Source organism: Saccharothrix syringae (genome assembly GCF_009498035.1).
GTDB lineage: Bacteria > Actinomycetota > Actinomycetes > Mycobacteriales > Pseudonocardiaceae > Actinosynnema > Actinosynnema syringae.
Map to the genome: position 1 here is coordinate 2,730,893 of NZ_CP034550.1, position 8,994 is coordinate 2,739,886.

Genomic DNA, 8,994 nt, shown 5'->3' on the forward strand with positions numbered 1-8,994 from the left:
GGAGCGGAGCCCGGACCGGGGTGGGGCGACGGCAACCACCGCGGTCGCCTGCCCCGTCCGGGCTAGTCGGGCCACTCCCAGGCCACGCAGAACATCCCGGGCCCGAAGTTCAGCGCCACCGCGTGGGTGTACCCGTCGGGCGTCACCGACATCCGCCGGTGCTCCACCGGGTGCGGCGCGTCCGGCTTGACCGCGTACCGGCGGACCGACGCGGGCAGCGCCGCCGGGTCGAACTGCACCTCCACCGCGTAGTCGCGCACCGGCGTGCGGAACTGGCTGCAGTAGGTGTCGTCACCGCGCGGGTAGGGCGGCCCGTCGACCACGGACGCGTACTCGACCACGATCGTCTCGCCGCGCGCCAGCACCCGGTCGAACAGCAGCTCCGCCGCGACCACCCCGTCCCGCTCCCGCCGGACCACCCGGCCCAGCGCGCACGACCGGATCGGCACGATCCGCGGCGCCGGCCCCGGCTGGGTGAGGTCGTGCACGGTCACCCACCGGTCGGCGCCGTCGCGCTCGGCCCGCAGCACCTGCCGGGTCCGCACGGTCCGCACGCCCCGGTCCGCCGCCACCTCCACCGCGATGTGCAGGGTCATCCTGCTCAGCGCCTCGTCCCGGTCGACCAGCGACAGCACCGGTTCCACCCGGCCGCGGTCGGGCCACAGCTCCTCCAGCGGCGGCGCGTCGGCCGTCCGCCGGGTCCGCCCGCGCGACCGGGGCTCGCCGAGCAGGCCGGTCAGCGCGCCGGGCGCCAGCTCCAGCACCTCCTCCAGGTGCCGCACGGCCCGCAGCGACCCGCGCCGCTCGGGCCTGCTGCGCCCGGACTGCCAGTAGCTCAGCGCGGCCACGCTGATCTCCGTGCCGCGCGCCCGCAGCCGCTCGCGGATGCGCTCCAGGCCCAGGCCCCGCGCGGCGATCGCGGCGCGCAGCGCCCCGGCGAAGGGATCCGCGGGGGAGACGCGGTCGCGGGCGTCCATCGGGCCTCCTGTTCGCGTCGGCTGACGTTACGCGTACCCACCCGGCGCGCGGTAGAACCCGCTGCGGGTCCACGCACCCCCGTGCACAGTGGACGGCCGCCCGCCGGTTCACGGTTGTGGACAGCGGCGATTCCGTTTCCACACCAAGCCGTCTAAGGTCGCCCGATGCCCCAGCGAACGTGGTCGGCGGTGGCGTGGCTCCTAGTGATCGCCGCGGTGGGCGCGCTCGCCGTGCTCGCGTTCCGGCCGCCCGCGCCGCTCGCCGACGCCCCGCCCGCCGAGTTCGCGGCCGGGCGCGCGGAGGAGCACCTGCGGGCCGTGGCGCGGTGGCCGCACCCCGTCGGGTCGCCCGACAACGAGCGCGTGCGCCGGTACCTGGTCGACACCGCCGGGGGTTTCGGCGCCGACGTGTCGGTCGAGACCGACGACGTGGTCGTCCCGTGGCGCGGCGTGCAGCGGATCGCCACCACGCACAACGTCGTCGCCCGCGTGCCCGGCGCGGACCCGACGGGCAGGGCGTTGCTGCTGGTCGCGCACTACGACTCGGTGCCGACGGGGCCCGGTGCTGCGGACGACGGCGCGGCGGTCGCCGCGATGCTGGAGACCTTGCGGGCCCTCGGGGAACGCCCCGTGCGCAACGACGTGGTGTTCCTGTTCACCGACGGCGAGGAGGCGGGCCGGCTCGGCGCGGAGGCTTTCGTGCGGCGCCACGGCGTCGGCGACTACGGCGCGGTGCTGAACTGGGAGGCCCGCGGCAGCGGCGGACCGGTGTGGATGTTCGAGACCGGGCCCGGCGACGGGCCGCTGGTGTCGGCGTTCGCGGCGGCCTCCGGCAGGCCCATCGCGAACTCGCTGGCCGCCGAGGTCTACCGGCTGATGCCGAACTACAGCGACTTCACCGTGTTCCTCGCCGCGGGGGCGCGCGGGCTCAACAGCGCGTTCATCGAGGGCGTCCACGACTACCACTCGCCCTACGACGACCTGGCCCGGCTGGACCGCGGCAGCCTCCAGCACCACGGCGAGACGATGGTCGGCCTGGTGCGCGGGCTGGGGAACGCGGACCTGCGCGCGGTGGACGGCGGGCGGGCGGTGTACTTCGACCTGTTCTCCCGGGTGCTGGTGCACTACCCGATGTGGCTCGCCGTCGTCCTGGCGGCGGTGACGGTCCTGGGATTGGCGCTGCTGATCCGGGTTGGACGGTTGCGGGTGCGGCGCGTGCTGCGGGTCGCCGGCGTGGCCGCGGGCGCGGTGGTGGTGGCGGCCGGGCTGGCGTTCGGGGTGTGGCGGCTGGTGGCGGTGCTGCGGCCGGGGTTGGCGTTCCTGGCGCTGTCCGAGCCGTACGAGCGGGGCTGGTTCGTCGCCGGGTTCGCCGTGCTGGGGTTGGCGGTCCTGCTCGCGGCGGCGGTGGTGGTGCGGCGGTGCGAACCGGCGGAGGTCGTCGCGGGCGCGCTGGTGGTGCCCGCGGTGCTGCTGGCGGTCACCGCGGTCGCCCTGCCGGGTGCGAGCTTCCTGTTCCAGTGGCCGCTGGCGGCGGGCCTGGTGGCGGTGCGGCGGCCGGGCCTGGCGTTCCTGCCGCCGCTGGTGGCCGCCGCGATCCACCCGCCGCTGGTGGGCACCCTGCTGGTGGCGCTGGGCATGCCGCTGGTCGCGGTGGGGGTGGCGTTCGCGCTGCTGGTGGGGGTGCTGCTGCTGCCGCTGTTCCGGGGCCTCCCGCGCTACTGCGCGGCCGTGGCCGCGGTGGTGGCGCTGGCCCTGGTCGCGACGGGCGCGGTGCGGTCCGGCGCCGGGCCGGACGAGCCGCGCCCGGACGCGCTGGTGTACCGGCTCGACACCGAGGGCGGCCGGGCCGACTGGCTGTCCGGCGACCCCGGCACGGACGCGTGGACCGCCCGGGTGCTGGGCGATCGACCGGAACGGGTGACGCTCAGCGACGAGCACCCGGTGCTGGACAAGCCGCTGATGCGCGCCGACGCCCCGGTGCTGGACCTGCCCGCGCCCACCGCCGGGCTGTCCGGCGGGGTCGTGCGCGTCACCCCCGGCGCGCGGGCCTGGCGCACCCACGTCGCCCTGACCGGCCTGCGCGACTGCCGCTTCGCCGGCCACCCGCTCGACGACCGGCTGCTGGAGCTGTACGGCACCGCGCCGCGCGAGGTCGACTGCACCCGTGAGCCCGGCGTGCCCGTCGTGGTCGAGGTGACCGACCAGTGGCCCGGCCTGCCCGAGGAGGCCGCCGCCCTGGTCGGCCCGCGCCCGCCGGACGCGATGCCGGTGCAGTCCGGGAGCCGCGCCCACGACGCCGCGCTGGTCCGGGCGGTGTTCCGGTTCTGAGCACCCGGGCCGGGCGGCTCCCCCGTGCGGGCCGTGCCGGGCACGTAACCTGGGTGCCATGCGCACACGGCCGACGCTGAGCTGGACGGCCACCGGCGCGCCGCTGCCGCGCACCGAAGACCTCACCGAGGTGGAGCGGGCGCTCGCGGCGGGCCGGGTCCTGGTGCTCAGCGGCGCGGGGCTGTCCACCGAGTCCGGCATCCCCGACTACCGGGGTGCCGCGGGCAGCCTGCGCAAGCACACCCCGATGACCTACGACGAGTTCGTCGGCGGCGAGGCGGGCAGGCGGCGGTACTGGGCGCGCAGCCACCTCGGCTGGCGCGCCATCGCCCGCGCCCGGCCCAACGCGGGCCACCGCGCGGTGACCCGCCTGCACGCGGCCGGGCTGGTCAGCGGGGTGATCACGCAGAACGTCGACGGCCTGCACCAGGCCGCGGGCACCCCCGACGTGGTCGAGCTGCACGGCGGCCTCGACCGGGTGGTGTGCCTGGCCTGCCGCCGGCTCAGCCCGCGCGAGGAGCTGGACCGCAGGCTGCGCGCGGCCAACCCCGGGTTCGCGGCGCGCGCCTCCCGGGTCAACCCCGACGGCGACGCGGACCTGCCCGACGAGCAGGTGCGGTCGTTCGCCCTGGTCGACTGCGCGGACTGCGGCGGGGTGCTCAAACCGGACGTCGTGTTCTTCGGCGAGAACGTGCCCCGGCCGCGCGTCGACCACTGCCGGGCGCTGGTCGACGCGGCCGACGCGCTGCTGGTGCTGGGCTCGTCGCTGACGGTGATGTCCGGGCTGCGGTTCGTCCGGCGCGCGGCCGGGGCGGGCAAGCCGGTGCTGATCGTCAACCGGGGCGAGACCAGGGGCGACGCGCACGCGACCACCCGCGTCGACCTGCCGCTCGGCGAGGCCCTGACCACCCTGGCCGACCGCCTGGCCTAGGTGGTCCACCGGACGCGTCGGTGCGGGACCGCGAGTGCCACGGTGGCCCGACGGGCGGTTCAGCCGCGCCCCGGCACCCACGTCCCGTCCCCGGGCCGCGCGCTGCCGAGGTGGTCGCGCAGCGCGGCGAGCGCCGGGTGCGGGTTGTCGGCGCGCCAAAGCAGCCAGTGCGGGTAGACCGGCGTCGGGGCGCGCAGGTCGACGCGCCGCAGGTCCTGGTCGGCGGGCCAGACGAGCCGGGTCCGCTCGCCCACGAAGGTGGCCAGCCCCGGGTCGTCGGCGATCACGTCCAGCAGCGGCTCGGTGCCGGAGTGCGGGCCGACCACGTCGATGGCGAGCCCGAACGCGGCGGCCAGCTCGGCGTAGTAGGCGGTCCACTCGGCGCCGGCGACGAGGCCGGGCACCCAGATCCGGTGCCCGGCCAGGTGCTCGGGCGCGACCGCGCGGGCGGCGGCGAGCCGGTGCGCCGGGCCGGTGAGGAGCTGGACCGGCTCGTAGAGGACCGGGGTGGCCTCGACGCCGTCGGGGAGCCGCGTGGCCGGGGCGAGGAAGCGGAACGACGCGTCGACCGCGCCGGAGCGGACGGCGGTGACCGCCGCGTCGGCCTCGGGCAGCTTCACCACGTCCAGCTCGACGCCGGGGTGCGCGCGGTGGAAGTCGCGCAGCAGGTCGGCCGGGGCGAGGCGGCGGCCGACCACGTCGACGCGCAGGGCCCGGCTGCCGGGCCGCACCGAGGCGACGGCCCGCTCCTCGGCCCGGAGCAGGTCGCGGGCGTGGGGGAGGAACGCCTGGCCGTCGACGGTGAGCCGGGCACCGCGCGGGGTGCGGGCGAACAGCCGCACGCCGAGGTCCCGCTCCAGGGCCGCCACGCGCTTGGAGACCGCCTGCTGGCTGATCGACAGCTCGTCGGCGGCCTGCTGGAAGCGGCCCGCGTCCACGACGGCGACGAACGTGCGCACGGCGTCCAGGTCCACGACGCCCGACCCTAGCCGCACAACCCGCGGTTGTGGCACGTGCGGCCGGCGGTTGTTTGATCAGGCGGTCCGGTCCCCGGTTTGCTGTGCCCGGTCAACCGACGGTTGGGGGGAACGGGTGCTGGGGCGGCGCTTCGCGTGGTTGTGGACGGCGTACGGGGTCAGCACCTTCGGCACGCGGCTCGCGTTCGACGCGTTCCCCATGATCGCGGTCCTCGTGCTGCACGCCGGGCCGACCGGGGTGTCGGCGCTGGCCGCGGCGGGGCTCGCGGTGGGCGCGGTGGTGGCGGTGCCGCTGGGGCCGTGGGTGGAGTTCCACCGCAAGCGGCCGGTGATGATCGCGACGGACCTGGTGCGGTGCGCGGCGCTGCTGAGCGTGCCCGTCGCGTTCGCGCTCGACTTGCTCGGCTTCGCCCAGCTCCTGGTGGTGTCGGTCGTCGTGGCGGCGGCGGACGTCGCGTTCACGGCGGCGTGCGGTGCGCTGGTGAAGGCGATCGTGGCACCCCGGGACCTGCTGGTGGCCACCGGCCGGTTCGAGGCCACCACCTGGACCGCCACCGCGCTCGGACCGCCGCTGGGCGGGGCGGCGGTCGGGCTGTTCGGGCCGGTGGTGACCGTGTTGGCCGATGCGGTCAGCTACCTGTGCTCGGCGTTGGCGGTCCGCGCGATCGGCGGGCCGGAGCCGCGCCCGGCACGAGGTGGCGAGTCCGGGAGCGATGCGCCACAGCCCGCCGCACCGCACGCCGCGCCCCGAAGCGCCGCGCCCGAGGGCGCCGCCGCGCGAGCCGCCGCCCCGCAGCCCGGCGCCCCGCAGCCCGGCGCACCGCAGCCCGGCGTCGCGCGAGCCGCCGCCCCGCAGCCCACCGCCTCCCGCACCGCCTCCCGCACCGCCGCCCTGTCCGAGGGCTGGCGCTACGTGCTGACCCACCCGGACCTGCGCCCGCTGTTCCTCAACACCCTCCTGGTCAACAGCCTGATCATGGCCCCCGCACCGCTCCTGGCCGTCCTCCTGCTGGGCGACCTCGGCTTCACCCCCTGGCAGTACGGCCTGGCGTTCGCCGCACCCTGCGTGGGCGGCCTGATCGGCTCCCGCCTGGCCCGCCCCCTCACCGCCAGGTTCGGCGGGCACGCGGTCCTGCGCACCGCCGGGGCGCTGCGCGCGTGCTGGTCGCTCGGGCTGGCCTTCGTCGGCCCCGGCACCGCCGGGCTCGTACTGGTCATCGTCGTCGAACTCGGCCTGATCACCTGCATGGGCGTGTTCACCCCGGTGTTCGCCGCCCACCGCCTGGACCGGCTGCCCCGGGACCGGGTCGCCCGCGTGCTGGCCGCGTGGTCGGTCAGCGGCAAGCTCGTCACCGCGGCGGTGACCGCGCTGTGGGGCCTGCTGGCGGCGTTGACGAGTGCCCGCGCCGCCATCGCGGTCGCGGGCGTCCTCCTCCTCGCCACCCCGCTCCTGCTGCCGCGCCGCGAGCGGGAACACGCTCGTTGACACCCGCTCCTAGGACCGCTCGGGCCGCCGCAGGCGCAGCACGACGTCGGTGCGCGTGCCGCGCTCGCCGTTGGGGCCGGTCAGCTCGCGCACCACCGACTCGTCCACCTCGACCAGCCACCGCCGGGACGGGTCGACGGCGGCCAGCACGTCGGCGTTGGTGGGGAAGCGGTAGTCCACCGGCGGGTTGTCGCGCACGAACGTGGGCCACTCGGCGTGCCCCACGACCAGCAGCACGCCACCGGGCGCCACCGCCTCGGCCGCCCGCGCCAGGACGCGCCCCCGTTCGCCCTCCGCCTCGGTGGACGAGTGCAGGAACTGCGCCGACACCAGGTCGAACGACCCGGTCGGGAAGGACCGCGACAGGTCGTGCCGCTGCCAGTCCACGCGGTCGGCCAGCCCGGCCTCGGCGGCCCGCGCGGCACCCCGGGCCAGGGCGGTGGCGGACACGTCCACCGCGGTGACCTGCCACCCCTGCCCGGCCAGCCACAGCGCGTCGCCGCCCTCCCCGCACCCCAGGTCCAGCGCGCTGCCCGGGGTGAGGTCCGCCACCTGCTCGACCAGCAGCTCGTTGGGGTTGCCGGTCCAGACCTGGTCGCGTTCCGAGTAGAACGCCTCCCAGAACTCCTCTGTGGTCGTCATGCCCCCGATCCTCCGGAAGGTCCCCGGGATCGACAACGAAAGTTGCCGGTTCGGCAACTCGGCGACCGGTGCAACCACGCCCACCGCGACGGCGTAGGAAGGGTGACCGACGGGAGGGCCAGAGGGTGCGACGCGACGACGAGTTCGCCGAGTTCTTCACGAGCCGGTTCGACCAGGCTCGCCGCACGGCGCACGCGCTGTGCGGGAATTGGGGTGAGGCGGAGGAGATTGCGCAGAACGCGTTCGTGCGCGTGTACGCGCGCTGGTCGCGCGTGCGCCGGGAGACCGCCGACGCGTACCTGCGCACCGTGGTGACCAGGCTGTTCCTGGACGGCAGGCGGCGGTGGCGGCGGCGCGAGCAGGTGGTCGCCGAGCCGCCGGACGTCGCCGTGCCCGCGGACACCTCCGCCACGGAGGAGCGCCCGCCGCTGCTGGCCGCGCTGCAACTGGTGCCGCCGCGGCAGCGGGCCGTGATCGTGCTGCGGTACGTCCACGACCTGTCGGTCGAGCAGGTGGCCGAGGTGCTGGGCTGCTCGCCCGGCACGGTCAAGAGCCAGGCCGCGCGCGGCCTGAAGACGCTCCGCGAGGCTTATCGCGGCGCCGTGACCCCCGGGGGTGCGTGATGTGGAGCAACGAGGAGGACCTGCGCCGGGTGCTCAAGTCCGAGGTGGACGGGCCGGCGCCCGCGGCGAGGGCCGACCTGGTCGGCGTGGTGCGGCGCGGCCGGCGGCGGCTGCTGGTGCTGCGCACCGGTGCCGTGGCCGGGACGCTGGCGCTGGTGGGCGTGGTCGGGTTCGGCGCGGCCGCGCTGGGCGGCCTGGCGGGCGGGCCGTCGGACCCGGCCGTGGGCCCGGTGGTGAACCCCACCGCGGGCCCGACCGGCTCGCGCGAACCGCTCGCGGCACCGGTGTGGACGACGTTGAGCGTCCCCGCCCGCACCCCGGTCGGCACCTTCCGGCCCGGCGCCACCGCGCCACCGCCACCGGGGCGCTCGATCGTGCCCGCAGCCCGGTGCGACCTCGGCACCATCGGCCAGGACTCCACGCGGTGGCTGCTGCCCCACCCGCCCCCGCGGGTGCTGAACGCGTGGGTGACCTCGGTCGGTGAGGTCGCGTCACCCGCCCAGGTGAGCGAACCGCACGCGCACACCTTCCCGGCCAACCCGCGGAAGCACCCCGACTCGGTCGACGGGCACACGCGGTGGATCGACGTCACCGACGCGGGCGGCACCGGCAGCGTCTGGCTGGACGTCGGGCGCACCCCGCTCGCCCCGCTCGCCGCGGCCGACGACGAGCTGTTCGCCGTGGGCAACTGCGCCCCGCCGCGCCGCGCGGTCCGCGACAACGGCGCCGTGCTCCAGCTCTACGAGCTGCAGGTGCTGGAACCCTTCCAGTCGTTGAAGCTGGAGCTGCACGTGTACGCGCCGTCCGGCGACGTCTACCGGCTCACGCTGGTCAACCACGGCAGCCCGGACTTCGAGGTGCAGGAGGACCAGCGGGCGTTCAACCGCACCGGGGCCGGCCGCGACACGCTGCCGCTGACCGAGGAGCAGCTCACCCGGATCGGCCTGGCGGTCGCTGACGCGAGTTCCTGATTTCCCTGCGTAGCCACGAGGTTCACTCGGTCGTGTAGTCGCCTATCGCTGGAAAGAGC

8 protein-coding genes are annotated in these 8,994 nt (G+C 76.5%); 5 read left to right on the top strand and 3 right to left on the bottom strand.

The window, feature by feature from the left end; genetic code table 11:
* Positions 1–62 precede the first annotated feature (62 nt).
* Positions 63–977, bottom strand: a complete 915-nt coding sequence (locus EKG83_RS12755; protein ID WP_033427286.1) for a hypothetical protein — start codon at positions 975–977, stop codon at positions 63–65.
* Positions 978–1,142: 165 nt separating this feature from the next.
* On the opposite strand from EKG83_RS12755, the gene EKG83_RS12760 reads away from it, so the two are divergent.
* Together EKG83_RS12760 and EKG83_RS12765 are read left to right on the top strand one after the other, a co-directional pair.
* Entirely contained in the window at positions 1,143–3,305 is a 2,163-nt protein-coding gene (locus EKG83_RS12760; protein ID WP_084715855.1) for a M20/M25/M40 family metallo-hydrolase, read from the top strand.
* Positions 3,306–3,363: 58 nt separating this feature from the next.
* On the top strand, positions 3,364–4,236 hold the full coding sequence (locus tag EKG83_RS12765; protein WP_033427287.1) for an NAD-dependent protein deacetylase: 873 nt from the start codon (positions 3,364–3,366) through the stop codon (positions 4,234–4,236).
* 59 nt (positions 4,237–4,295) lie between these two features.
* Here the strand turns inward: EKG83_RS12765 and EKG83_RS12770 are convergent, their stop codons facing one another.
* Positions 4,296–5,210 (bottom strand): LysR family transcriptional regulator, encoded by a 915-nt coding sequence (locus EKG83_RS12770; protein WP_033427288.1) that lies wholly within the window; start codon positions 5,208–5,210, stop codon positions 4,296–4,298.
* A gap of 118 nt (positions 5,211–5,328) precedes the next feature.
* Here EKG83_RS12770 and EKG83_RS12775 point away from each other — a divergent pair, with 118 nt between their 5' ends.
* Positions 5,329–6,699: an MFS transporter gene (locus tag EKG83_RS12775; protein WP_033427289.1), complete on the top strand. Its 1,371-nt coding sequence runs from the start codon at positions 5,329–5,331 to the stop codon at positions 6,697–6,699.
* Between the two features lie 9 nt (positions 6,700–6,708).
* Here the strand turns inward: EKG83_RS12775 and EKG83_RS12780 are convergent, their stop codons facing one another.
* Positions 6,709–7,341 carry a class I SAM-dependent methyltransferase gene (locus tag EKG83_RS12780; protein WP_051764243.1) on the bottom strand — a complete coding sequence of 211 codons (633 nt, stop codon included), beginning with the start codon at positions 7,339–7,341 and terminating at the stop codon, positions 6,709–6,711.
* A gap of 125 nt (positions 7,342–7,466) precedes the next feature.
* On the opposite strand from EKG83_RS12780, the gene EKG83_RS12785 reads away from it, so the two are divergent.
* Together EKG83_RS12785 and EKG83_RS12790 are read left to right on the top strand one after the other, a co-directional pair.
* Entirely contained in the window at positions 7,467–7,964 is a 498-nt protein-coding gene (locus EKG83_RS12785; protein ID WP_033427290.1) for a SigE family RNA polymerase sigma factor, read from the top strand.
* Entirely contained in the window at positions 7,964–8,935 is a 972-nt protein-coding gene (locus tag EKG83_RS12790) for a hypothetical protein (protein ID WP_051764245.1), read from the top strand. Before EKG83_RS12785 ends, EKG83_RS12790 begins: the two co-directional genes overlap by 1 nt.
* Positions 8,936–8,994 lie beyond the last annotated feature (59 nt).

Coding starts and splice junctions, on each gene's coding strand:
- EKG83_RS12755 (WP_033427286.1), bottom strand. CDS start 977: ATGGACGCCCGCGACCGCGTCTCCCCCGCGGATCCCTTCGCCGGGGCG.
- EKG83_RS12760 (WP_084715855.1), top strand. CDS start 1,143: ATGCCCCAGCGAACGTGGTCGGCGGTGGCGTGGCTCCTAGTGATCGCC.
- EKG83_RS12765 (WP_033427287.1), top strand. CDS start 3,364: ATGCGCACACGGCCGACGCTGAGCTGGACGGCCACCGGCGCGCCGCTG.
- EKG83_RS12780 (WP_051764243.1), bottom strand. CDS start 7,341: ATGACGACCACAGAGGAGTTCTGGGAGGCGTTCTACTCGGAACGCGAC.
- EKG83_RS12790 (WP_051764245.1), top strand. CDS start 7,964: ATGTGGAGCAACGAGGAGGACCTGCGCCGGGTGCTCAAGTCCGAGGTG.